The following is a 24,335-nucleotide window of genomic DNA, read 5'->3' on the forward strand; positions in this document are numbered from 1 at the left end:
AGAAAAAGGAGAGGATGATGTTTACCCTGAACTGGCAACCGCCTTATGACTGGTCATGGATTCTGGGTTTCCTTGCCGCCCGTGCGGTCGACGGGGTGGAAACCGTCGAGGCGTTACGCTACACGCGAAGCCTGGCGATAGGACAACATAAGGGAATCATCGCCGCCGTTCCCGACACCGCGACGAACACGCTTCAGGTAACGCTGAGTGAAGGGCTGTTGCCGGTCGCGGATATCTGCCTTGAAAAAATGGAGCGACTGTTTGATTTGCGCTGTAAACCACAGCAGATCAGCCATGCGTTAGGTGAACTGGGCGCAGCGCGTCCGGGACTGCGCCTGCCCGGTTCGGTGGACGCCTTTGAGCAGGGCGTCCGGGCGATTCTGGGCCAACTGGTGAGCGTGGCGATGGCGGCAAAGCTGACGTCGAAGGTTGCACGATGGTATGGCGACGTGTTAGCGGACAGCCCGGAGTACGTCTGTTTCCCAACGCCTGAACAGCTAGCCGCAGCCGATCCGCTGGAACTGAAAGCGTTGGGCATGCCGCTGATGCGCGCCAACGCGCTTATCCATCTGGCGCAGGCCGCCCGGGATGGAATACTGGTAACCCAGCCGCCGGAAGATATTGAACAGGGAATTAAAATGCTACAGGGATTTCCGGGGATTGGTCGCTGGACGGCAAACTATTTTGCCCTGCGCGGCTGGCAGGCGAAGGACGTGTTTTTGCCTGACGACTATCTGATCAAACAACGTTTCCCGGGGATGACTCCCGCGCAGATCCGTCGCTATGCGGAGCGCTGGAAACCCTGGCGCTCCTACGCGTTATTGCACATCTGGTATACCGAGGGATGGCAGCCGTCAGTTGATCGCGAAATAACTGGTGTTGAGTAGCAGATCCAGCGGTTGCGCTTCGGCGATGATATCGCCATAAATCTGGTCGATACCAATACCTGACAGCGTATCCATGACGATCGGCGTTTGCACCGGCCCGGCAATGGTTTTCATCCCCAGGCGCTGGGCGTGGCCCTGGATGATCGACACCAGCATTTCATCCATCATGTTGCCGTGAATGCTGGCGCTCAACTCACTGTCGAGCAGCAGGTAATCCGCCAAACTTTTGGTCATCAGATTGAAGATCTGCAGATCGCGGCCAATCTGGCTCACAATGATGTGACACCCCGCCTGGCGTAATGTCTGAATTGCTTTGGTGCTCTCCTGTGGGTTCAGTAACAGCGCTTCCGCAGGCACAATCAGATGTAGCAGGCGTCCCGGCAGAGTGCTCTGCTCCAGTTGAGCCAGAAGTTCGTCAATCAGCGTTGGGCTGATTAATCCCGCCACCGAAAGCGGCAGGGCGACGCTGAGTCCTTTGCTGGCAACCGCCGGCGCTGCATGATGGAAAAATTCATGGAGCACGCGGCGATCCAGCGCATGGCTGAGCGCCGGATCGGCTAAGCTTGCCCGAAAGGCCTGCTCTTCCATGACTTCTCCTTCACTGGTCCACAGTCGCAGCGAGATCAGCCAGAAATTACGCGCTTCGGGAATGCGTGGTGACGCAACGCCGCGGGCGACCATCAGCAAGTGGTTATCTTTAATCATCCGCCATTGCTCATCCAGCGACATCATCGCGCGCTCGTGATGCGCCTGCTCTTGTTGTGGTTCATACACGGTCACCTGGCCGCGCCCGCCATTTTTAGAGGCATAGCAGGCGATATCTGCCTGCGACATCACCTCAACCGCCTGGCAGTTGTTTTCGTCGATGAGCGTGATCCCGGCGCTGGCACCAATGCGATGCAGGCGGCCTTCCCACATAAAGTGGTAATCATTGACGGCGTTAACGATCCGCGTGGCGATAAAGCGCGCGCTTTCAATATTACACTCCGGCAACAGCAGGCCGAACTCATCACCGCCCAGACGCGCCAGCACGTCGCTGGAACGCAACATGCTGAGCATCAGTTGCGCCAGTTCGCGCAGCAGCGCATCGCCCGCCGCGTGACCGGCGCTGTCATTTACCGCTTTAAAGCGATCAAGATCGATAAAGACCAGCGCGTGGCGCTGATGCGCACTGCGGACGGTTTGCAGCAGCAGTTTCAGCTTGTTTTCAAAACTAGCCCGATTGGTCAGGTGGGTGAGGGCGTCGTGGGTTGCGCTGTAGCTTAGCTGGCGCAACATCTTACGTGACTCGGTGACATCCTGAATTACCAGCACTGAACCGATATTTCCACCGTCCAGGGTGCTAAGCGGGGTTATGCTGTAGTGAATGTCGTAACTGCCGCCGTTGCGACAATGGAGAACCACCTCCTGTTCGATGGCCGAGCGGGACATATCAGCACTGTAAATGTTCTCCATCAGCGGGCCGTTATCGCCAAAGGTGATGCGCAGTACCGTTAACAGCGGTACGCCAATGGCATTCTCCTGCTGCCAGCCGCTCATCTTCTCGGCGACCGGGTTCATAAAGGTAACTTTCAGATCAACGTCAATACACACCACCGCTTCCCCGATGGAGTCGAGGGTAATGTGCAAACGCTCTTTTTCCTGAAACAGCGCTTCATTCAACTGCTTCACTTCGGTCATGTCCATATTGATACCGAGCAGTCGTTCGACTTCGCCATCTTTATTTAACACCCGATTCGCCAGCGAGCGGATATGGCGGACGCCGTCTTTCACCGCAATGCGGAATTCCATCTTAAAAGGCTGGCGCGCGGCTAAGGAGTCACGAACCACCTTTTCTGCATACTCGCGGTCTTCCGGGATAACGCAGTCGTACCAGAGCGACCAGGTAGGCTTAACATGAGCGGGAACCTCATACAGTTCGAACATACGTTTATCCCAACTGATGACGTCGGGTTGCAGTTCCCATTCCCAAATCCCAATGCCACCAGCTTCGTTTGCCAGCGTGATGCGTTCCATCAGCCGTTTGTTAACCCATTCGGTATGTTTGAGATCGTTGATGTCTTCAATTTGGGCAATAAAGTAAAGCGGCGTGCCGTCAGAATGGCGGACCAGCGAGACGGTCAGCAGCGCCCAGACGATCTCGCCCGTACGGGTGTAATAGCGTTTCTCCATCGAATAGCTATTAATGTCGCCGCTCACCAGCATGGTGAGTTGCTCCAGATCTTTATGCAGGTCTTCCGGCCAGGTGAGCTGCTGAAAGGTCAGCGCGCGTAACTCATCCTGGTTATAGCCGAGAAACTGGCATAACGCTTTGTTGGCCTGCAGCCATTGCCCTTCTGTACCGACCAGCGCCATACCGATCGCTGAATACTCCATCGCGTTGCGAAAACGTTCTTCGCTTTCCGTAATGTGCTTACGTTCGGCGCGAAAGGCGTACATCACCATGGTCATGATGTTCGCGGGTAAGAGAATCATTAAGAACGGCAGCCACGGCAGGTTGTTCATGACATGCACTTTAGGGGTGACCAACAGTGACGGGTCGGCCGCCATCATCAGCGATACCATCATGACGGTAGCGAGGAAGATGAGAAAGGCTTCCATCCGTGGCAACCGCACGGCGCTCCACATCAGCAATACGATCACTAACGTAAAGGGCCATGGAACATACTTCATGGCGAACCAGCTCAGAACCAGAGTGACGACTAGCGTCAGCAATGTTTCCAGGAGCAGACGCGGGTTGCGGTGGCGCAACAGGTAGTGTGGTTTGAACAATAATCCCAACGGTACCAGCGCCAGCGCGCCGATGGATTCCGACAGCACCCAAATCAGAAACGCTTTCAACGGCGTTTCATTCGGCGACATAATCCACACCAGAATACCGCCCAACAGCGGCGGGATAACCGCACTGCCGAAGGCAAGACGTAGCCAGTCATTGAGATTCTGTAACGGGTTGTACCAGGGTAACAGCTTACGTAGCAGCATGGCGCCGACGACGGCTTCAATGATGTTGATCGCGGTGTAGGTAAAATTCAGCGCGCTGGGCGGGAACAAGACCAGCGATGCGCCAATGCTCCCTAACGAACAGGCGAGCGCAATTCCGGGCCACATCCGTCCGGCGTGACGATAAAAGGCCACCATCATGATCGACGTCGGGAACCAGAGCGGGGCGAGTTGGGTGCCAAACTGGGATAATTCCAGTGAGAAAAGGGTAAAAATAAAAGCCGTCAGCCCTAAACTGACGAAGCGCAGCAGAGGATGCGGCAAGGTAACTAAAACATGTTGGGATGGTTTACTCATTACCCTGTATCCGAGTGGCCGGAACGTCGCGGAACGCCCGGACGCATCGTGATATTCTCTGTTTATGCTAGTACAAACAATTTACAATTTATATCCCGGTTGCTCATTATTTGACATTATATGGCGATTAATTACTGCGAAGCCGGGTTAATTCCGCGGGCTGCTCTAAATCTGAACAAATAAATTTGCGACAGGGAAATGTTGGGCGCGAAATACACTCCCTGCTATCTCGACTGGTATCGCACGCCCGAAATCCCTATAATTGCCGCGTTTGACGCCCATGCGGCGTCGTCCTTCCTAACCAGGTTATTCAGGTCGCTAAATTTATGACTGATCAGTCCCATCAGTGCGTCATTATCGGTATTGCTGGCGCATCGGCTTCCGGCAAGAGTCTTATTGCCAGTACCCTTTATCGCGAGTTGCGTGAACAAGTCGGTGACGAACATATCGGCGTTATTCCCGAAGACAGCTATTACAAAGATCAAAGCCATCTGTCGATGGAAGAACGCGTTAAAACTAACTACGACCATCCGAATGCGATGGATCACAGCCTCCTGTTTCAGCACCTGCAGGCCCTCAAACGGGGGGCGGCGATCGAACTACCGGTATACAGCTACGTCGAACACACCCGCATGAAAGAGACGGTTCGTGTTGAGCCAAAGAAAGTCATCATTCTTGAAGGGATTTTGCTGCTGACCGACGCGCGTTTACGCGAAGAGATGAACTTCTCTATTTTTGTCGATACCCCGCTGGATATCTGCCTGATGCGCCGTATCAAGCGTGATGTTAACGAACGCGGTCGTTCAATGGATTCCGTCATGGCGCAGTATCAGAAGACCGTGCGTCCGATGTTCCTGCAATTTATTGAACCGTCTAAACAATACGCCGATATTATCGTGCCGCGCGGTGGGAAAAATCGCATCGCCATTGATATTCTGAAAGCGAAAATCAGTCAGTTCTTTGAATAAGCCCGGCGAATTGTGTACCGTTCAGTGATAACCTGGTTTGCCCTTAATGCACAATGCGTTAAGCGCCCGATGCACGAAAGGAGAAAGTGCCATGCGTCTGTGTGACCGAGATATTGAAGCCTGGCTTGATGAAGGCCGTTTGTCGATCAACCCGCGTCCGCCCGTTGAGCGCATTAATGGCGCAACTGTGGATGTGCGCCTGGGCAATAAATTTCGTACATTTAGTGGACATACCGCTGCCTTTATCGATTTAAGTGGACCGAAGGCAGAAGTGAGCGCTGCGCTGGATCGCGTAATGAGCGATGAGATCGTCCTGGCGGAAGGGGATGCATTTTATCTGCATCCTGGCGAACTGGCGCTGGCAGTGACCTATGAGTCGGTGACCCTGCCGGCGGATCTGGTGGGGTGGCTGGACGGTCGCTCTTCACTGGCACGCCTGGGTCTGATGGTTCATGTGACCGCGCACCGTATCGATCCGGGCTGGTCTGGCTGTATCGTACTGGAATTCTATAATTCCGGTAAATTACCGCTGGCTCTGCGCCCAGGGATGCTGATCGGCGCGTTGAGTTTCGAGCCGCTATCGGGACCTGCGCTTAGACCTTACAACCGTCGTGAAGATGCGAAGTATCGCGATCAGCAGGGCGCTGTCGCCAGCCGGATTGATAAAGACTGAGTCTACTCCATTGAGGATAGCATGAGACGATTTCTGACGACGCTGATGATTTTGCTGGTCGTGTTGGTGGCCGGCTTCTCCGCGTTAGTATTGTTAGTCAATCCGAATGATTTCCGCGCCTATATGGTGCAACAGGTGGCTGCGCGAAGCGGTTATCAACTGCAACTGGACGGCCCACTGCGCTGGCACGTCTGGCCGCAACTCAGCATCCTCTCCGGGCGTATGGTGTTAACGGCAGAAGGGGCCGCTGAACCCCTGGTTCGTGCGGATAATATGCGTCTGGATGTCGCACTGTGGCCGCTGCTGAGCCATCAGCTCAGTGTCAAACAGGTGATGCTCAAAGGCGCAGTGATTCAGCTAACGCCGCAAACGGAAGCGGTACGCCGTGAAAACGCCCCGGTGGCCCCGAAAGACAACACCTTGCCAGATGTTGCTGAAGATCGCGGTTGGTCGTTTGATGTCGCCAGTCTGCGTGTAGCGGACAGCGTACTGGTCTTTCAGCATGAAGATGATGAACAGGTAACCGTTCGCGATATTCGTTTGCAAATGGAGCAGGATGCGCAGCATCGCGGCACCTTCGAATTTTCAGGCCGGGTGAATCGCGACCAGCGCGACCTTACCCTTGCTTTCAACGGTAGCGTTGACGCTTCCGACTATCCGCATAACTTCACCGCGGGTATTCAACAGTTAAGCTGGCAGTTACAGGGCGCCGATCTGCCGAAACAGGGCATCCAGGGGCAGGGACAACTGCAGGCGCAGTGGCAGGAAGAGAAGAAAACGCTCACCTTCAGCCAACTCAATGTGACGGCGAACGACAGCGCCCTGACCGGAAACGTGCAGGTGACGATGAAGGAACAACCGGCATGGCTCGTCAACCTGCAGTTTGCCCGCCTGAATCTGGATAACCTGTTAGCGCCGCCCGAAAATGCCAGCAGCGCCAACGGCGCGGTGGCGCAGGGGGGAAGTCAGCCGCCGCTGGCGCGTCCGGTGATTTCAAGTCGTGTGGATGAACCCGCCTATCAGGGGCTGAAAGGCTTTAGTGCCGATATCGCGCTGAAAGCGGATAACGTGACCTGGCGTGGGATGAATTTTACCGACGTCAGTAGCCGTATGACGAATCAGTCCGATGTGCTGACGATCGCCGAACTGCAAGGCAAACTCGATGGCGGGATGATTTCGTTGCCGGGGACGCTGGATACGCGTGCGCAAACGCCACAAGTGGTATTCCAGCCGCGTCTGGACAACGTCGAAATCGGTACGATCCTCAAGGCATTCAACTATCCGATTGCCCTGACCGGCAAGATGTCGCTGGCGGGAGATTTTTCCGGTGTGGATATCGATGCCCAGTCATTCCGTCACAGCTGGCAGGGGAAAGCCCATGTTGACATGCGCGACACGCGGATGGAGGGCATGAACTTCCAGCAGTTGATTCAGCAGGCCGTGGAACGCAGCGGCGGCGATGTACAGTCGATGCAAAGCGTTGATAACGCGACGCGTCTGGCCCGCTTTGTCACGGACCTGACGCTGGATCACGGTAAACTGACGCTGGATAACATGGCAGGCGAGTCCGCAATGTTGTCCCTGACGGGGCAGGGGACGCTCGACCTGGTCGGGCAAACCTGTGACACGCAGTTTAACGTGCGGGTGCTGGATGGCTGGAAGGGAGAAAGCAAGCTGATCGATTTCCTGAAGGCGACTCCGGTTCCGCTGCGAGTTTACGGTAACTGGCAGGCGCTGAATTACAATCTGCAGGTGGATCAATTACTGCGTAAGCATATGCAGGATGAAGCGAAGCGTCGTCTGAACGACTGGGCGGAGCGAAATAAAGATTCCCGCAACGGCAAAGATGTGAAGAAGCTGCTGGATAAACTCTGATTCGGTAGGGCGTGTGTGCCGGATGGCGACGCTTCGCGTCTTAATCCGGCCTGGAATCGGATAATGGCCATATGCCGGGCGGCACATTCGTCACCCGGCATTGTTTCATATTAAACCTCGTAATCCATCTCATCCTCATTGCGTAAAGGCATAATTTGAACCTTCTGTACGCGATGGCTTTCCACCTGCAACGTTTTGAGCAGGAAATCGCCCACCTGGACTTCTTCTCCCGGCTTCGGCACGCGCTGCAATTCTTCCATCAGCAGACCCGCAATGGTGTGATATTCCCGTTTTTCATCAAGCGGCAGCGGGACATATTGCACCAGATCTTCCAGCGGCATGTGGCCGTTGACGGTCCATGAGCCGTCCGGGTTTTTCTGGATGTCATGGCGGGCATCTATCTCTTCCGCCTCGTTCGGCAGATTACCGGCAATGGTTTCCGTGACGTCACTGAGCGTCACGATCCCTTCCACTGAGCCGAATTCATCGACGACAAATGCAAAGTGCGTTCGCGCATTGCGGAACTGTTCCAGCGCCGGAAGCAGAGGTAGCGTTTCCGGGAACACCAGCGGCTGACGAATCAATACCCGCAGGTTCAGCGGTTCACCGCGCAGCGACTGCTGCAGCAGGTCAATCACGTGCACCACGCCCAGCAGATCTTCCTCATCGTGACCACCGGTCACCACCAGGCGCGTATGCTGGTTTTTTTCCAGCAGCGAGCGAATCTCTTCTTCCGACGCGGTGAGGTCGATATGCTCGATGTCATGGCGCGAGGTCATAATACTGCTGACCGTGCGCTGATTGAGGTTGAGTACGCGCTCAATCATTCGACGCTCTTGCGGGTTGAAAATCTGGCTGTCGTCATGGTCAACCAGCAGCGAGGCGGTTTCCGCATCCAGTTCGGCTTCTTCTTTCTGGCCGCTCAACAGACGCATTACCGCCTCGGTCGTCCGTTGGCGCAGGGTGTGATTGGCCGACAGGAAACGACGACGGTTAAAGATAGCCAACTGGTTCAACGCTTCGATCATTACCGAGAAGCCAATGGCGGCGTACAGATACCCTTTCGGGATCCGGAAGCCGAAGCCTTCCGCCACCAGACTGAAGCCGATCATCAGCAGGAAGCTGAGACAGAGGATGACAATGGTCGGGTGGCTGTTCACAAAGCGGGTGAGCGACTTACTCGCCAGTAGCATCAGGCTGATGGCAATAATCACCGCCGCCATCATCACCGCCAGGTGATCCACCATACCGACGGCGGTGATCACGGAGTCGAGCGAGAAGATGGCATCCAGCACCACAATTTGCGCCACCACGCCCCAGAATTTCGCCCCTTTGCGCTGAGTGGGGTTGTTGCTGTCTTTCCCTTCGAGCCGTTCGTTCAGCTCCATTGTGGCTTTAAACAGCAGGAAGAAGCCCCCAAACAACATGATCAAATCGCGGGCGCTAAAGCTCAGACCATGCACGCTAAACAGCGGTTTGGTCAGCGTGACCAGCCACGAGATTGATGCCAGCAGCAGCAGACGCATCAGCATTGCCAGGATAAGCCCGGTCACGCGCGCACGGTCGCGCTGCGCAGGCGGCAGTTTCTCTGCGAGAATGGCAATAAAGACTAAGTTATCAATGCCGAGGACTAATTCGATCACGACCAGCGTGACCAGTCCGGCCCAGATTGACGGATCGGCGATCCATTCCATAGTAAATGTAATACCTTTCGTTATATGACAATTGTCACAATTCGATCATGGATAAAGCGGACGGAAAATGCAATGGCGAGAGGGGATTTCTCATGTATTCACCTTGCTGATTGCGCTGAAAATAACCATAAAGTTTCTGTCGGGAATAATTAAATATGACAAAAAGCTATTTAGGAAATATCGCAGGGTGAATAGAGGAAATAGATTCTGTCAATATCAAGTAATTCCTAAAATCTGGCCAATATATCGCTTAATATTAATCTTAAAAACGGAGAATAGCAGGCGTGTTACCTTGCCTGCAATTACGTTAGCTGTAACAATTCTTCCAGCGTTAATGATGGACGAGTAAATATATTACGTGGGGTTCCGGTTCATTAATGGCTGACATTCAGAATGCCTTAACATTTTCTCTGTTACGACAAACAGTGAAATAACAAGGCTTATAAAAACATAACCTAATCAGTGTATTGGTAGCTAAAAAGCCAGGGGCGGTAGCGTGCCTGAACGCCTGATGACGAGTCTGCATTATTCTGTCAATAGCTTACGGATGAATTCAATTTTTTTAGGACTGATGCCAGTTAAATTTCTTTTCAATTAACTGCAATGTAAATGTGTACGGCGAAGTCGCTATTTAAATTGCACAGGATAATTACTCTGCCAAAGTGATAAATAATCAATGATGAAATCCAAAATGAAATTGATGCCATTATTGGTGTCGGTAACCTTGATAAGCGGTTGCACAGTACTTCCGGGCAGCAATATGTCTACGATGGGCAAAGACGTGATTAAACAGCAAGACGCTGACTTTGATCTCGACCGGATGGTGAACGTGTATCCACTCACGCCACGACTGGTAGAACAATTACGCCCGCGCCCGAATGTCGCCCAGCCGAATATGTCGCTGGACCAGGAGCTCGCCAGCTATGAGTACCGTGTCGGGGCAGGGGATGTGCTGAGCGTGACCGTCTGGGATCACCCGGAACTCACTACGCCTGCGGGCCAATACCGTAGCTCCAGCGATACCGGTAACTGGGTTCAGCCCGATGGCACCATGTTTTACCCGTACATCGGCAAGGTCAGCGTGGTCGGAAAAACCCTGGCAGAAATCCGTAGTGATATTACCGGGCGCTTAGCGAAGTACATTGCTGACCCGCAGGTGGACGTTAATATCGCCGCTTTCCGTTCGCAAAAAGCCTACATCTCCGGGCAGGTGAATAAATCCGGGCAGCAGGCGATCACCAACGTGCCGTTGACCGTGCTGGACGCCATTAACGCCGCCGGCGGCCTGACGGAAGTGGCTGACTGGCGCAACGTGGTGCTGACGCACAAAGGTAAAGAACAACGCATTTCACTGCAGGCGCTGATGCAAAACGGCGATCTCAGCCAGAACCGTCTGCTTTATCCCGGCGATATTCTCTATGTGCCGCGCAATGACGACCTGAAAGTGTTCGTGATGGGTGAAGTGAAAAAACAGAGCACCCTCAAAATGGACTTCAGCGGCATGACGCTGACCGAAGCGCTGGGTAACGCCGAAGGCATCGATCTGACCACCTCCAACGCCAGCGGCATCTTCGTGATCCGTCCGCTGAAAGGCAAAGGCCCTGGCGGCAAGATTGCCAACATCTATCAGCTCGATATGTCTGATGCGACCTCTCTGGTCATGGCGACGGAATTCCGTCTGCAGCCGTATGACGTGGTGTATGTCACCACCGCACCGGTCGCGCGCTGGAACCGTCTGATCAATCAGTTGCTGCCGACCATCAGCGGTGTCCGTTACATGACGGATACGGCCAGCGACCTTCATAACTGGTAATCGTCATGTTTAACAAAATATTAGTGGTTTGCGTGGGGAACATTTGCCGTTCCCCGACGGCAGAGCGTCTGCTTAAACAATATCACCCGCAGATAACGGTGGAATCCGCCGGTCTGGGCGCGCTGGTGGGAAAAGGCGCTGACGCTTCAGCGGTGAGCGTGGCGGCAAGTCATGATCTTTCTCTGGAAGGACACTGCGCGCGTCAGGTCACCGGGCGGCTGTGCCGGGACTATGACCTGATCCTGGCGATGGAAAAAAGACATATCGCCTCTCTGCACGAACTGGCACCCGAGATGCGTGGCAAGGTCATGCTTTTCGGGCACTGGGACGATGAGCGCGAAATTCCCGACCCGTATCGTAAAAGCCGTGAGGCGTTTGAAGCGGTGTACGCCTTACTTGAACGGTCTGCTCGCCAGTGGGCGCAGGCATTGAACGCAGAGCAGGTAAAATAATGACAGAAAAAGTAAAACAGTCTGCCGCACCGGTAACGGGCAATGATGAGATCGATATTGGTCGTCTGGTGGGAACCGTTATTGAAGCGCGCTGGTGGGTGCTGGGCATTACGGCGGTCTTTGCGCTATGCGCGGTGATTTACACGCTCTTCGCCACGCCGATCTACAGTGCGGATGCGCTGGTACAGATTGAACAAAACACCGGCAACTCGCTGGTGCAGGATATCGGCTCTGCGTTATCCAACAAGCCGCCGGCTTCGGAAGCGGAAATTCAGCTCATCCAGTCGCGTCTGGTATTAGGCAAAACGGTGGACGATCTGGATCTGGATATTTCGGTCACCAAAAACACCTTCCCGCTGTTCGGCGCGGGCTGGGAACGGCTGATGGGGCGACAGAATGAATCGGCAAAAGTCACCACCTTTACCCTGCCGAAAGGGATGAACGAGCAGACCTTCACCCTGACGGTGCTAAGTGACAAAGACTACCAACTGACCAGCGACGGCGGTTTCAGCGCGCGTGGACAGGTCGGGCAGACGCTGAGCAAAGACGGCGTCACGATAGTAGTCAGTGAAATTCATGCTCGACCGGACACGGAATTTACTGTCACCAAATTCTCCACGTTGGGGATGATCAATAACCTGCAAAACAACCTGACGGTAGTCGAAAACGGCAAAGATACCGGCGTGCTCAGCCTGAGCTTTACTGGCGAAGACCGCGATCAGATCCGCGACATTCTCAACAGCATTACCCGAAATTATCTGGAACAGAACGTTGAGCGCAAATCTGCCGAGGCGGCGAAAAGCCTGGCCTTCCTGGCGAAACAGTTGCCGGAAGTGCGCCAGCATCTGGACGTGGCAGAGAATAAACTCAATGCGTTTCGTCAGGATAAAGACTCCGTCGATTTGCCGCTGGAAGCGAAAGCCGTGCTGGACTCAATGGTTAACATTGATGCGCAGCTTAACGAACTGACCTTTAAAGAAGCGGAAATCTCGAAACTCTTCACCAAAGCGCACCCGGCGTACCGCACGCTGCTGGAAAAACGTCAGGCGCTGGAAGATGAAAAAGCCAAACTGAACGGGCGCGTGACGGCGATGCCGAAAACGCAGCAGGAGATTGTGCGCCTGACGCGTGACGTTGAGTCGGGTCAGCAGGTCTATATGCAATTGCTGAACAAACAGCAGGAGCTGAAGATCACCGAGGCCAGCACCGTGGGTGACGTGCGGATCGTTGACCCGGCCATTGCCCAGCCTGGCGTGCTGAAGCCGAAGAAAGCGCTGATCATTCTCGGCAGCATCATTCTGGGCCTGATGCTCTCTATCGTTGGCGTGCTGCTGCGTTCACTGCTCAACCGCGGTATCGAAAGCCCGCAGGTGCTGGAAGAGAATGGCATCAGCGTATACGCCAGTATTCCGCTGTCGGAATGGCAGAAAGCGCGGGATAGCGTCAAGACCATTAAGGGTGTTAAGCGTTACAAGCAGAGTCAACTGCTGGCAGTCGGTAACCCGACCGATCTGGCGATTGAAGCCGTGCGCAGCCTGCGCACCAGCCTCCACTTCGCCATGATGCAGGCACAAAACAATGTCCTGATGCTCACCGGGGTTAGCCCGTCTATCGGGAAGACCTTTGTCTGCGCCAACCTTGCGGCGGTGATCAGCCAGACCAACAAGCGTGTACTGCTGATCGACTGCGATATGCGTAAAGGCTATACCCACGAACTGCTCGGCACCAATAACGTCAACGGTCTGTCCGAGATTCTGGTCGGCAAAGGGGATATTGCCTCCTGCGCGAAACCGACGTCCATTCCTAATTTTGACCTTGTACCGCGCGGTCAGGTACCGCCAAACCCGTCTGAGCTGCTGATGAGCGAACGCTTTGCTGAACTGCTGCGTTGGGCGAGTAGCCACTATGACCTGGTGCTGATCGATACGCCGCCAATCCTGGCCGTCACCGACGCCGCGATTGTCGGACGTCACGCAGGCACGACGTTGATGGTCGCTCGCTATGCCGTCAATACCCTGAAAGAGGTGGAAACCAGCCTGAGCCGTTTTGAGCAAAACGGCATTCAGGTGAAAGGGGTGATCCTCAACTCCATCTTCCGGCGCGCCACCGGGTATCAGGATTACGGGTACTACGAGTACGAATACAAGTCCGACACAAAATAAAAAATCGTGAGTGGCCTACACGTTGGGCCCTCCGGCATCACTTCCTGGGAAAAGAGCATGAATACAGAAAATCCGCTGATCTCCATTTATATGCCAACCTGGAACCGGCAGCAGCTCGCCATTCGGGCAATTAAATCGGTGCTGCGTCAGGACTATCCCCACTGGGAGATGATCATTGTTGATGATTGCTCTTCCTCTTATGAACAGCTACAGCAGTTTGTTGAGGGATTAAACGACCCACGCGTACGTTACACCCATAATGAGATCAACTCTGGCGCCTGCGCGGTGCGTAATCAGGCCATCGTCCAGGCGCAAGGGCATTACATCACCGGTATTGATGATGATGATGAGTGGACGCCAAACCGTTTGAGCGTGTTCCTTGCCCATAAACATCAACTGGTGACTCACGCTTTTTTGTACGCCAACGATTATGTCTGCGAAGGCGAAGTTTACTCGCAGCCGGCGAGCCTGCCGCTGTATCCGAAATCCCCTTACTCGCGCCACCTGTTCTATAAACGCAACATCATTGGCAATCAGGTCTTTACCTGGGCGTGGCGGTTTAAAGAGTGCCTGTTCGATACCGAACTGAAAGCCGCGCAGGATTACGACATCTTTCTGCGGATGGTGGTGGAGTATGGCGAACCGTGGAAGGTGGAGGAGGCGACGCAGATCCTGCACGTTAATCATGGCGAAATGCAGATCACCTCGTCGCCGAAGAAATTCTCTGGCTACTTCCATTTTTACCGCAAGCACAAAGATAAATTTGACCGCGCCAGTAAGAAATATCAGCTGTTTACGCTCTATCAGATCCGCAATAAGCGCATGACCTGGCGCACGTTGCTGACGCTGTTTTCACTGCGCAACGGCAAGCGTCTGGCTGACGGGCTGCGAGGACGTTAAGCATGCTGGAAGATATTCGCGCGAACAGCTGGAGCCTGCGCCCGTGCTGCATGGTGCTGGCCTACCGGGTTGCTCATTTCTGCTCCGTCTGGCGCAAAAAAAACGTGCTGAATAATCTGTGGGCCGCGCCGGTGCTGGTGCTGTATCGGCTGATAACCGAATGCCTGTTCGGCTATGAAATCCAGGCGGCGGCCACCATCGGACGACGCTTCACCATTCATCATGGTTACGCCGTGGTGATTAACAAAAACGTGGTGGCCGGTGACGATTTCACGGTTCGTCATGGCGTCACCATCGGCAATCGTGGTGCTGACAGCCTGGCCTGTCCGGTGATAGGGAACGGCGTGGAATTGGGTGCCAATGTGATTGTGCTGGGTGACATCCGCATCGGAAATAACGTGACGATTGGCGCAGGCAGCGTGGTGCTCGACAGCATCCCGGACAATGCGCTGGTGGTGGGCGAGAAGGCCCGGGTTAAGGTAATTAAATGAATATTGTGCAATTTAATGTGCGACTGGCGGAAGGCGGTGCGGCTGGAGTGGCATTAGATCTGCATCAGCGCGCACTGCAAAAAGGGCTGACTTCGCAATTTATTTACGGCTACGGCAAGGGCGGGAAAAAGAGCGTCAGCCATAGCCACTATCCTCATGTCATCAAACAGACGCCGCGTCTGACGTCAGTGGCTAATATCGCCCTGTTTCGCCTGTTCAATCGCGATCTGTTTGGCAATCTGAACAATCTCTACCGTACCGTGACCCGCACGTCAGGCCCGCTGGTGCTGCATTTTCACGTTCTGCACAGCTACTGGTTGAATCTGGCTGACGTGGTAGCGTTCTGCGAAAAGGTGAAAAACCACAAGCCGGACGTCACGCTGGTCTGGACACTGCACGATCACTGGAGTGTGACCGGGCGCTGCGCCTTTACCGACGGCTGCGAGGGGTGGAAAACCGGCTGCCAGAAATGCCCGACGCTGAGTAATTATCCGCCGGTGAACGTTGACCGCGCGCATAACCTGGTCGATGGAAAACGCCAACTGTTCCGCCAGATGCTGGCGCTGGGTTGCCAGTTTATCTCTCCAAGCCAACACGTTGCCGATGCGTTTAACAGCCTGTACGGCGCGGGGCGCTGCCGCATTATCAATAATGGGATCGATGTGGCGACCGAAGCGATTCTGGCAGAATTGTCTCCGGTCAATGAGACCCCGGGGAAACCGAAAATTGCGATTGTGGCTCATGACCTGCGCTATGACGGAAAAACCAATCAGCGTCTGGTGCGCGACATGATAGCGCTGGGCGATAAGGTTGAACTGCATACCTTTGGCAAATTCTCGCCGTTTGACGGGGCAAACGTGGTGAATCACGGCTTCGAAACTGACAAACGCAAACTGATGAGCGCGCTCAACCAGATGGACGCGCTGGTGTTCAGCTCCCGCGTGGATAACTATCCACTAATTTTATGTGAAGCGTTGTCAATCGGCGTGCCGGTGATCGCCACCCACAGCGACGCGGCGCAGGAAGTGCTGCGCAAGGCGGGCGGAAAAACGTTTGCCGCTGAAGAGGTGCTGTCACTGGTGCAGATGAACAAAACTGACATCGCGCAGACGGTTTTTGGTACCTCACTCAGCGCCTTCCGCGAGCGCAGTCGTGCGGCGTACAGTGGTCAACAGATGCTGGAGGAATATGTCTCGTTCTATCAGAATCTGTAGCTATCTGCTGCTGCCGCTGATCTACCTGCTGGTCAACGTCAAAATTGCCCAACTGGGCGAAAGTTTCCCCATCACTATTGTCACTTTTTTACCCGTTTTACTGCTGCTGTACGTTGAACGAATCAGCATTAAGAAACTGATGATTGCATTAGGGATTGGAGCAGGGCTGACGGCGTTTAACTATCTGTTCGGTCAGTCTCTGGACGCCAGCAAATACGTCACCTCGACGATGCTGTTTGTCTATATCGTGATCATTATCGGTATGGTCTGGAGCATTCGCTTCAAAACCATCTCGCCGCATAACTACCGTAAGATCCTGCGCTTTTTCTATCTGGTAGTGGCGCTGGTGGTGGTGCTGGCGGCGGCGGAAATGGCGCAAATTATCCTGACCGGCGGCAGTAGCCTGATGGAAAGCATTTCGAAGTACCTTATTTACAGCAATAGCTATGTGTTGAATTTTATTAAATTTGGCGGCAAGCGAACCACCGCGCTCTATTTCGAACCGGCATTTTTTGCTCTGGCCTTAATCTCAATTTGGCTCAGCATCAAACAGTTTGGTATCAAAACGCCTAAAACCGATGCTATGATTCTGGCAGGGATAATATTATCAGGATCGTTTTCAGGGGTAATGACATTTATCCTGTTTTACCTGTTGGAATGGGCGTTCCAGTATCTGAATAAGGATGCGATAAAGAAAAAACTGCCGCTGGCGATAATCTCATTAGCCGTGTTTTTAGTAGGGGTGATATTTGCATTTCCTTATATCTCCACACGTCTTGGAGATTTAGGAACGGAAGGGTCGTCTTCTTATTATCGTATTGTCGGTCCGTTAGTGATGGTCGGTTATTCTTTAACCCATATTGATGGCGTCGTCAGATTTGGCTCACTTTATGAATATGTCGCATCATTCGGAATCTTTAACGGTGCAGATGTCGGGAAAACAATAGACAATGGTTTGTATCTGCTGATTATTTATTTTTCCTGGTTCGCGGTGTTAATGACGCTGTGGTACATGTGGAAAATCTTAAAAATGACGTTAAATGCATTTGGCGATAATCGGAATTTTCGGGTGCAACTTTATCTTTTTACACCGGTGTCACTGTTTTTTACCGGTTCGATATTTAGCCCGGAATATGCATTTTTAATCGTTTGTCCGTTTATTTTGCGCAAGGCGCTGAATATGACAAAAGTATGATGAGGTTAATTCTATGCTGCTCAGTATTATCACCGTCGCGTTTCGCAATCTGGACGGCATCGTCAAAACCCATGCGTCGCTGGCGCATCTGGCGAAGGCGACCGACATCCGCTTTGAGTGGATCGTGGTGGACGGCGGTTCAAATGACGGTACGCAAGAATTTCTGGAAAACCTCTGCGGTAACTACCACTTACGTTTTGTCAGCGAACCGGATAACGGCATCTATGATGCGATGAACAAGGGCATTGAAATGGCGCGTGGCAAGTTCGCGCTGTTCCTTAACTCCGGCGATATCTTTCATCCGGATGTCGCCCACGTTGTACGTCAGTTACAGACACAAAAAGATGACGTGATGATTACCGGTGATGCGCTGCTCGATTTTGGCGATGGTCATAAAACGAAGCGTAGCGCGAAACCCGGTTGGTATATCTATCACAGTCTGCCGGCCAGCCATCAGGCGATCTTTTTCCCGCTGGCGGGACTAAAAGTCTGGCACTACGACCTGCAATATAAAGTGTCATCGGATTATGCGCTGGCCGCCAGATTGTATAAAGAAGGTTATGACTTTAAAAAACTGGACGGTCTGGTCTCTGAATTTTCAATGGGCGGCGTGTCAACGACGAATAATCTGGAATTATGCGAAGACGCCAAAAAAGTGCAGCGTCAGATATTACGCGTGCCGGGTTTTTGGGCTGAATTATCGAAGCTATTACGCTTACGTACGACGGGTAAAACGAAAGCCTTATATAACAAAGCCTGAAATATAAGGATTAATGATGCAGGATTTACGTGGTTTCTCCGTACCGAAAGGATTTCGCGGCGGAAATGTAATTAAAGTGCAATTGTGGTGGGCCGTACAGGCAACGTTATTTTCCTGGTCACCGCAGGTGTTATATCGCTGGCGCGCTTTTTTGCTCCGTCTGTTTGGCGCGAAAATAGGAAAAAACGTAGTCATTCGACCGTCGGTGAAAATTACCTATCCGTGGAAATTAACCATTGGTGATTATGCCTGGGTAGGGGATGACGTCAATTTATATACGCTCGGCGATATTACGATTGGTGCCCATGCGGTGGTTTCGCAGAAAAGCTATTTGTGTACCGGCAGTCACGATCATACCAGCGCGCATTTTGATATTAACGCCACCCCGATTGTGATTGGCGATAAATGCTGGCTGGCAACGGATGTGTTTGTGGCGCCAGGCGTAACGATAGGCGATGGCACTGTCGTCGGTGCGCGCAGCAGTGTTTTTAAATCGCTACCGGCAAATATGATTTGCCGTGGCAATCCCGCAGTTGTGATACGCGAACGCGTTGAAAAGTAATCAGTTTCCCCGTCATGTTTCGGGCTGTAGCAGTGTTGGCTTTCCTTGATTATCCGGTCACTTACTTCTGTAAGCTCCTGGATAAGCGGCGTCACCGCCTTGCTATAACCCGAACGATTTAGGGGATAATTAAGAGGTAATAAAATGTCTAAAGTCGCTCTCATTACCGGCGTTACCGGGCAGGATGGTTCTTACCTGGCAGAACTTCTGCTGGAAAAAGGTTATGAGGTTCACGGTATTAAGCGTCGTGCGTCTTCATTTAACACCGAGCGCGTGGATCACATCTATCAGGATCCCCATGCGAGCAACCCGAAATTCCATCTGCACTACGGTGACCTGACGGACTCCTCCAACCTGACGCGTATTCTGCAGGAAGTGCAGCCGGATGAGGTCTACAACCTGGGCGCGATGAGCCACGTTGCGGTTTCCTTCGAATCGCCGGAATACACCGCCGATGTGGATGCGATGGGAACGCTGCGTCTGCTGGAAGCCATCCGCTTCCTCGGTCTGGAAAAGAAAACCCGTTTCTATCAGGCATCGACCTCTGAGCTGTACGGTCTGGTGCAGGAAATCCCGCAAAAAGAGACCACGCCATTCTACCCGCGCTCGCCGTATGCGGTCGCCAAACTTTACGCCTACTGGATCACCGTCAACTACCGTGAATCCTATGGTATCTACGCCTGTAACGGCATCCTGTTTAACCATGAATCGCCGCGTCGTGGCGAAACCTTCGTCACCCGTAAAATCACCCGCGCGATTGCTAACATCGCTCAGGGGCTGGAGTCCTGCCTGTATCTCGGCAACATGGATTCCCTGCGTGACTGGGGCCATGCGAAAGACTACGTCAAAATGCAGTGGATGATGCTGCAACAGGAACAGCCGGAAGACTTCGTGATCGCGACCGGTGTGCAGTATTCCGTGCGTCAGTTCGTCGAAATGGCGGCGGCCCAGCTGGGGATCAAACTGCGCTTTGAAGGCGAAGGCGTGGAAGAGAAAGGGATTGTGGTTTCTGTCACCGGTCATGACGCGCCAGGCGTGAAACCGGGTGATGTGATTGTGGCCGTTGATCCGCGCTACTTCCGTCCGGCAGAAGTGGAAACCCTGCTGGGTGACCCGAGCAAAGCGCATGAGAAGCTGGGCTGGAAACCGGAAATTACGTTGCAGGAAATGGTCTCCGAGATGGTCGCTAAAGATCTGGAAGCGGCGAAGAAACACTCCCTGCTGAAATCTCATGGCTACGAGGTTGCCATCGCGCTGGAGTCCTGAGAATGAGCAAACAACGTATTTTTATCGCTGGTCATCGCGGAATGGTGGGTTCCGCGATTGCCCGCCAGCTTGCGCAGCGTGGTGATGTGGAGCTGGTGCTGCGCACCCGCGATGAGCTGAACCTGCTGGACAGCAAGGCAGTGCTGGATTTCTTTGCCACTGAGCGTATCGATCAGGTTTATCTGGCGGCGGCGAAGGTGGGCGGTATTGTTGCCAATAACACGTATCCGGCCGATTTCATCTTTGAAAATATGATGATGGAAAGCAACATCATTCACGCCGCACATCTGCATAACGTGAATAAGCTGCTGTTCCTCGGTTCGTCCTGTATCTATCCCAAACTGGCAAAACAGCCGATGGCGGAGAGTGAACTGTTGCAGGGCACGCTGGAACCAACCAACGAGCCGTATGCCATTGCCAAGATTGCCGGTATCAAACTGTGCGAGTCATACAACCGCCAGTACGGGCGCGACTATCGTTCCGTGATGCCGACCAACCTGTATGGTCCACATGACAACTTCCATCCGAGCAATTCGCACGTGATCCCGGCGTTGCTGCGTCGTTTCCACGAAGCGACCGTGCAGAATGCGGCGGACGTAGTGGTGTGGGGCAGCGGGACGCCGATGCGTGAGTTTCTGCACGTCGATGATATGGCCGCCGCCAGCATCCACGTGATGGAACTGGACAGCGAAGTCTGGCAGGAGAACACCCAGCCGATGCTGTCGCACATTAACGTCGGTACGGGCGTGGATTGCACCATTCGCGAACTGGCGCAGACCATCGCTCAGGTTGTGGGCTACAAGGGTCGCGTGGTGTTTGACGCGACGAAGCCGGACGGTACGCCGCGAAAACTGCTGGATGTGACCCGTTTGCATCAGCTGGGCTGGTATCACGAGATCTCACTGGAAGCGGGCCTTGCCAGCACATATCAGTGGTTCCTTGAGAATCAGCATCGGTTCCGGGGGTAAACATGTTTTTACGTCAGGAAGATTTTGCCACCGTCGTGCGTTCCACGCCGCTTGTCTCCCTCGATTTGATCGTGGAAAACGCGCAGGGGGAATTTCTGCTGGGTAAACGACTGAACCGACCGGCGCAGGGCTTCTGGTTCGTGCCCGGTGGCCGGGTGCAAAAAGATGAGCCGCTGAGTGCGGCCTTCGAACGCCTGACCGAAGCCGAATTGGGGCTACGTTTGCCGCTGTCTGCCGGGGAGTTTTATGGCGTCTGGCAGCATTTCTATGACGACAACTTTTCCGGTGAAGACTTCTCAACGCATTACATCGTGCTCGGTTTCCGTCTGCGGGTGCAGGCGCATGATTTGCCTCTGCCTGACGCGCAGCACGGCGCTTACTGCTGGCTGACGCCCGCGGCGTTGCTGGCTAGCGACAACGTCCATGACAACAGTCGGGCGTATTTTTTGCCGGAATGTCAGGCTAAGGCGCTGGGATTATGAGGATCCTTGTGTATGGCATCAACTACTCACCGGAGTTAACCGGCATCGGTAAATACACCGGTGAAATGGTGGAGTGGATGGCGCGCGAAGGCCATGACGTGCGGGTTATCACCGCGCCGCCATATTACCCGCAGTGGAAAGTGGGCGAGCGCTATTCAGCCTGGCGCTATCGCCGGGAAGAGGGTGATGCCACTGTCTGGCGCTGCCCACTGTATGTGCCAAAGCAGCCGTCAACACTGAAACGATTACTGCATCTGGGCAGCTTCGCCCTCAGCAGCTTTTTCCCGCTGATGGCGCAGCGTCGCTGGAAGCCGGATCGCATTATTGGCGTGGTGCCCACGCTGTTTTGCACGCCGGGAATGCGGCTGCTGGCGAAACTCTCAGGCGCCCGCACGTTGCTGCACATTCAGGATTATGAAGTCGATGCGATGCTGGGGCTCGGTCTGGCAGGCAACGGTAAAACCGGCAAAGTGGCGCAGCTGGCGACCGCTTTCGAACGTAGCGGTCTGCATAACGTCGACAATGTCTCCACCATCTCCCGCTCAATGATGAATAAAGCCCAGGCGAAAGGGGTGGCGGCAGAGAAAGTGATCTTCTTCCCTAACTGGTCAGAAGTCGCCCGTTTTCAGAATGTTAACGATGACGAGGTTATCAGCCTCCGCCAACAGCTTGGTTTGCCGGATGACAAAAAAATCATTCTTTACTCCGGCAATATCGGCGAGAAGCAAGGGCTGGAAAACGTGATTGCGGCGGCGGAACAACTGCATGAGCAGCCGCTGGTTTTCGCTATCGTCGGGCAGGGCGGCGGCAAAGCGCGTCTGGAGAAAATGGCCCGCGAGCGCGGTCTGCGCAACGTTCTGTTTTTCCCGTTGCAGCCTTACGAGGCGCTGCCTGCGCTATTGAAGATGGGCGATTGCCACCTGGTGGTGCAAAAACGCGGGGCGGCGGATGCCGTTCTGCCCTCCAAGCTGACCAATATTCTGGCGGTGGGCGGCAATGCGGTGATTACCGCAGAACCGGAGACGGAACTCGGCCAGCTTTGCGACCGCTATGCAGGCATTGCGGTGTGCGTTGAGCCGGAATCGGTCGATGCGCTGGTGGCAGGGATAACGATGGCGCTCACCATGCCAAAAAACAACACGGTGGCACGTGAATATGCCGAACGCACGCTCGATAAAGAGAATGTGCTACGTCAATTTATGAATGATATTCGGGATTAAATTATGAGTCAGACAACACTCTATCCGGTTGTGATGGCCGGTGGCTCCGGTAGCCGCTTATGGCCGCTTTCCCGTGTACTTTATCCTAAGCAGTTCCTGTGCCTGAAAGGCGATCTCACCATGCTGCAAACGACCATTTGTCGTCTTAACGGCGTGGAGTGCGAAAGTCCGGTGGTGATCTGCAACGAGCAGCATCGTTTTATCGTCGCGGAGCAATTGCGTCAGCTTAATAAACTGACGGAGAACATTATTCTTGAACCGGCGGGACGTAATACCGCGCCGGCCATTGCATTAGCGGCGCTGGCGGCAAAACGTCACAGTCCGGACTGCGACCCGCTGATGCTGGTGTTGGCGGCAGACCACGTGATTGCCAACGAAGAGGCCTTTCGCGACGCGGTGCGCAACGCAATGCCGTACGCCGAAGCCGGAAAGCTGGTCACGTTTGGTATCGTTCCGGATCTGCCGGAAACGGGCTACGGCTATATCCGTCGTGGCGATGTCACCCCCGGCGTTAACGATGCCGTGGCGTTTGACGTTGCGCAGTTTGTGGAAAAACCGAGTCTGGAAACAGCGCAGGCCTATGTCGCCAGCGGTGATTATTACTGGAACAGCGGGATGTTCCTGTTCCGCGCCGGACGCTATCTGGAAGAGCTGAAAAAATACCGTCCCGATATCCTGGAAGCCTGCGAAAACGCGATGAGCGTGGTCGATCCGGATCTCGATTTCATTCGCGTGGATGAAGCATCGTTCCTGGCGTGTCCGGAAGAATCTGTCGATTACGCAGTAATGGAACGCACGGCGGATGCGGTGGTGATGCCGATGGATGCGGGCTGGAGCGATGTCGGCTCCTGGTCCTCGCTGTGGGAAATCAGCGCCCATACCGCCGAGGGAAACGTCCATCATGGCGACGTCATCAGCCATAAAACGGAAAACAGCTACGTCTATGCCGAATCGGGACTGGTGACCACCGTCGGCGTGAAAGACCTGGTGGTGGTGCAGACCAAAGACGCGGTGCTGATTGCCGACCGTAACGCGGTGCAGGACGTCAAAAAAGTGGTTGAACAAATCAAAGCCGATGGCCGCCACGAGCACCATATTCACCGCGAAGTGTACCGTCCGTGGGGGAAATATGACTCCATCGACGCCGGTGACCGCTATCAGGTCAAACGCATCACCGTGAAACCAGGGGAAGGGCTGTCGGTACAGATGCACCACCACCGCGCCGAACACTGGGTGGTGGTGGCGGGTACCGCCAAAGTCACCATTGACGGTGAGATCAAACTGCTCGGTGAAAACGAGTCTGTCTACATTCCGCTGGGAGCCACCCACTGTCTGGAAAACCCAGGGAAAATTCCACTCGATCTGATTGAAGTGCGCTCGGGTTCTTACCTCGAAGAGGATGATGTGGTGCGGTTTGAGGATCGCTACGGCCGGGTGTGACGCCCTAACCATCATC

The 24,335-nt window shown here is 54.0% G+C and carries 20 protein-coding genes; 18 read left to right on the plus strand and 2 right to left on the minus strand.

What is annotated here, in order from left to right; all coding sequences use genetic code 11:
• Positions 1-17 precede the first annotated feature (17 nt).
• The gene (alkA, locus tag JTI98_RS12590; protein WP_058588270.1) at positions 18-887 is read left to right on the plus strand and encodes a DNA-3-methyladenine glycosylase 2; all 870 of its coding nucleotides are present in this window, start codon (positions 18-20) and stop codon (positions 885-887) included.
• Here alkA and JTI98_RS12595 read toward each other — a convergent pair.
• Positions 855-4,184, minus strand: a complete 3,330-nt coding sequence (locus JTI98_RS12595; protein ID WP_216081321.1) for a diguanylate cyclase — start codon at positions 4,182-4,184, stop codon at positions 855-857. The genes alkA and JTI98_RS12595 overlap by 33 nt on opposite strands.
• A gap of 326 nt (positions 4,185-4,510) precedes the next feature.
• Between JTI98_RS12595 and udk the strand changes: the two genes are divergently transcribed.
• From udk to asmA, 3 genes are all read left to right on the plus strand, one after another.
• Entirely contained in the window at positions 4,511-5,152 is a 642-nt protein-coding gene (gene udk, locus JTI98_RS12600; protein ID WP_012906405.1) for a uridine kinase, read from the plus strand.
• A gap of 91 nt (positions 5,153-5,243) precedes the next feature.
• Positions 5,244-5,825, plus strand: coding sequence for a dCTP deaminase (gene dcd, locus JTI98_RS12605; RefSeq protein ID WP_043000174.1), 582 nt, complete (start codon positions 5,244-5,246; stop codon positions 5,823-5,825).
• A gap of 21 nt (positions 5,826-5,846) precedes the next feature.
• On the plus strand, positions 5,847-7,700 hold the full coding sequence (gene asmA / locus JTI98_RS12610) for an outer membrane assembly protein AsmA (protein WP_216081322.1): 1,854 nt from the start codon (positions 5,847-5,849) through the stop codon (positions 7,698-7,700).
• Positions 7,701-7,810: 110 nt separating this feature from the next.
• Here asmA and JTI98_RS12615 read toward each other — a convergent pair whose 3' ends face one another.
• Entirely contained in the window at positions 7,811-9,394 is a 1,584-nt protein-coding gene (locus tag JTI98_RS12615; RefSeq protein WP_216081323.1) for a TerC family protein, read from the minus strand.
• 676 nt (positions 9,395-10,070) lie between these two features.
• On the opposite strand from JTI98_RS12615, the gene JTI98_RS12620 reads away from it, so the two are divergent.
• The 14 genes from JTI98_RS12620 to cpsB all read left to right on the plus strand — a co-directional run bounded on the left by JTI98_RS12620 (position 10,071) and on the right by cpsB (position 24,319).
• Complete coding sequence (locus tag JTI98_RS12620; RefSeq protein WP_043000178.1) at positions 10,071-11,207, plus strand: polysaccharide export protein; 1,137 nt, start codon at positions 10,071-10,073, stop codon at positions 11,205-11,207.
• A gap of 5 nt (positions 11,208-11,212) precedes the next feature.
• Entirely contained in the window at positions 11,213-11,659 is a 447-nt protein-coding gene (gene wzb / locus JTI98_RS12625; RefSeq protein WP_043000179.1) for a low molecular weight protein-tyrosine-phosphatase Wzb, read from the plus strand.
• A complete protein-coding gene (wzc, locus tag JTI98_RS12630) occupies positions 11,659-13,821 on the plus strand; it encodes a tyrosine-protein kinase Wzc (protein ID WP_043000180.1) in 2,163 nt (720 codons plus the stop codon). Before wzb ends, wzc begins: the two co-directional genes overlap by 1 nt.
• Before the next feature lie 57 nt (positions 13,822-13,878).
• Entirely contained in the window at positions 13,879-14,721 is an 843-nt protein-coding gene (wcaA, locus tag JTI98_RS12635; protein ID WP_044258698.1) for a colanic acid biosynthesis glycosyltransferase WcaA, read from the plus strand.
• A 2-nt stretch (positions 14,722-14,723) separates the two neighbouring features.
• Complete coding sequence (gene wcaB / locus JTI98_RS12640) at positions 14,724-15,212, plus strand: colanic acid biosynthesis acetyltransferase WcaB (protein WP_043000182.1); 489 nt, start codon at positions 14,724-14,726, stop codon at positions 15,210-15,212.
• Positions 15,209-16,426 (plus strand): colanic acid biosynthesis glycosyltransferase WcaC, encoded by a 1,218-nt coding sequence (wcaC, locus tag JTI98_RS12645; protein WP_043000183.1) that lies wholly within the window; start codon positions 15,209-15,211, stop codon positions 16,424-16,426. The genes wcaB and wcaC overlap by 4 nt, the downstream gene beginning before the upstream one ends.
• Positions 16,401-17,621, plus strand: a complete 1,221-nt coding sequence (gene wcaD / locus JTI98_RS12650) for a colanic acid polymerase WcaD (protein ID WP_043000184.1) — start codon at positions 16,401-16,403, stop codon at positions 17,619-17,621. Before wcaC ends, wcaD begins: the two co-directional genes overlap by 26 nt.
• 13 nt (positions 17,622-17,634) lie before the next feature.
• Positions 17,635-18,381 (plus strand): colanic acid biosynthesis glycosyltransferase WcaE, encoded by a 747-nt coding sequence (gene wcaE, locus JTI98_RS12655; RefSeq protein ID WP_043000185.1) that lies wholly within the window; start codon positions 17,635-17,637, stop codon positions 18,379-18,381.
• Between the two features lie 16 nt (positions 18,382-18,397).
• Positions 18,398-18,943 carry a colanic acid biosynthesis acetyltransferase WcaF gene (gene wcaF, locus JTI98_RS12660; RefSeq protein WP_043000186.1) on the plus strand — a complete coding sequence of 182 codons (546 nt, stop codon included), beginning with the start codon at positions 18,398-18,400 and terminating at the stop codon, positions 18,941-18,943.
• Between the two features lie 144 nt (positions 18,944-19,087).
• The gene (gene gmd / locus JTI98_RS12665) at positions 19,088-20,209 is read left to right on the plus strand and encodes a GDP-mannose 4,6-dehydratase (RefSeq protein ID WP_043000187.1); all 1,122 of its coding nucleotides are present in this window, start codon (positions 19,088-19,090) and stop codon (positions 20,207-20,209) included.
• Between the two features lie 2 nt (positions 20,210-20,211).
• Positions 20,212-21,177, plus strand: coding sequence for a GDP-L-fucose synthase (locus JTI98_RS12670; protein WP_044327600.1), 966 nt, complete (start codon positions 20,212-20,214; stop codon positions 21,175-21,177).
• Positions 21,178-21,179: 2 nt separating this feature from the next.
• Positions 21,180-21,659, plus strand: coding sequence for a GDP-mannose mannosyl hydrolase (locus tag JTI98_RS12675; protein ID WP_043000189.1), 480 nt, complete (start codon positions 21,180-21,182; stop codon positions 21,657-21,659).
• Positions 21,656-22,879 carry a colanic acid biosynthesis fucosyltransferase WcaI gene (wcaI, locus tag JTI98_RS12680; RefSeq protein WP_216081324.1) on the plus strand — a complete coding sequence of 408 codons (1,224 nt, stop codon included), beginning with the start codon at positions 21,656-21,658 and terminating at the stop codon, positions 22,877-22,879. The genes JTI98_RS12675 and wcaI overlap by 4 nt, the downstream gene beginning before the upstream one ends.
• 3 nt (positions 22,880-22,882) lie before the next feature.
• A complete protein-coding gene (cpsB, locus tag JTI98_RS12685) occupies positions 22,883-24,319 on the plus strand; it encodes a mannose-1-phosphate guanyltransferase (protein WP_043000191.1) in 1,437 nt (478 codons plus the stop codon).
• Positions 24,320-24,335 lie beyond the last annotated feature (16 nt).

The organism is Citrobacter sp. MGH 55, from assembly GCF_016906145.1.
Classification (GTDB): Bacteria; Pseudomonadota; Gammaproteobacteria; order Enterobacterales; family Enterobacteriaceae; genus Citrobacter_A; species Citrobacter_A amalonaticus.

What these genes read in the sequence shown, in the direction of transcription:
- alkA (WP_058588270.1), top strand. Translation starts at nt 18, where the DNA reads ATGTTTACCCTGAACTGGCAACCGCCTTATGACTGGTCATGGATTCTG.
- JTI98_RS12595 (WP_216081321.1), bottom strand. Translation starts at nt 4,184, where the DNA reads ATGAGTAAACCATCCCAACATGTTTTAGTTACCTTGCCGCATCCTCTG.
- udk (WP_012906405.1), top strand. Translation starts at nt 4,511, where the DNA reads ATGACTGATCAGTCCCATCAGTGCGTCATTATCGGTATTGCTGGCGCA.
- dcd (WP_043000174.1), top strand. Translation starts at nt 5,244, where the DNA reads ATGCGTCTGTGTGACCGAGATATTGAAGCCTGGCTTGATGAAGGCCGT.
- asmA (WP_216081322.1), top strand. Translation starts at nt 5,847, where the DNA reads ATGAGACGATTTCTGACGACGCTGATGATTTTGCTGGTCGTGTTGGTG.
- JTI98_RS12615 (WP_216081323.1), bottom strand. Translation starts at nt 9,394, where the DNA reads ATGGAATGGATCGCCGATCCGTCAATCTGGGCCGGACTGGTCACGCTG.
- JTI98_RS12620 (WP_043000178.1), top strand. Translation starts at nt 10,071, where the DNA reads ATGATGAAATCCAAAATGAAATTGATGCCATTATTGGTGTCGGTAACC.
- wzb (WP_043000179.1), top strand. Translation starts at nt 11,213, where the DNA reads ATGTTTAACAAAATATTAGTGGTTTGCGTGGGGAACATTTGCCGTTCC.
- wzc (WP_043000180.1), top strand. Translation starts at nt 11,659, where the DNA reads ATGACAGAAAAAGTAAAACAGTCTGCCGCACCGGTAACGGGCAATGAT.
- wcaA (WP_044258698.1), top strand. Translation starts at nt 13,879, where the DNA reads ATGAATACAGAAAATCCGCTGATCTCCATTTATATGCCAACCTGGAAC.
- wcaB (WP_043000182.1), top strand. Translation starts at nt 14,724, where the DNA reads ATGCTGGAAGATATTCGCGCGAACAGCTGGAGCCTGCGCCCGTGCTGC.
- wcaC (WP_043000183.1), top strand. Translation starts at nt 15,209, where the DNA reads ATGAATATTGTGCAATTTAATGTGCGACTGGCGGAAGGCGGTGCGGCT.
- wcaD (WP_043000184.1), top strand. Translation starts at nt 16,401, where the DNA reads ATGTCTCGTTCTATCAGAATCTGTAGCTATCTGCTGCTGCCGCTGATC.
- wcaE (WP_043000185.1), top strand. Translation starts at nt 17,635, where the DNA reads ATGCTGCTCAGTATTATCACCGTCGCGTTTCGCAATCTGGACGGCATC.
- wcaF (WP_043000186.1), top strand. Translation starts at nt 18,398, where the DNA reads ATGCAGGATTTACGTGGTTTCTCCGTACCGAAAGGATTTCGCGGCGGA.
- gmd (WP_043000187.1), top strand. Translation starts at nt 19,088, where the DNA reads ATGTCTAAAGTCGCTCTCATTACCGGCGTTACCGGGCAGGATGGTTCT.
- JTI98_RS12670 (WP_044327600.1), top strand. Translation starts at nt 20,212, where the DNA reads ATGAGCAAACAACGTATTTTTATCGCTGGTCATCGCGGAATGGTGGGT.
- JTI98_RS12675 (WP_043000189.1), top strand. Translation starts at nt 21,180, where the DNA reads ATGTTTTTACGTCAGGAAGATTTTGCCACCGTCGTGCGTTCCACGCCG.
- wcaI (WP_216081324.1), top strand. Translation starts at nt 21,656, where the DNA reads ATGAGGATCCTTGTGTATGGCATCAACTACTCACCGGAGTTAACCGGC.
- cpsB (WP_043000191.1), top strand. Translation starts at nt 22,883, where the DNA reads ATGAGTCAGACAACACTCTATCCGGTTGTGATGGCCGGTGGCTCCGGT.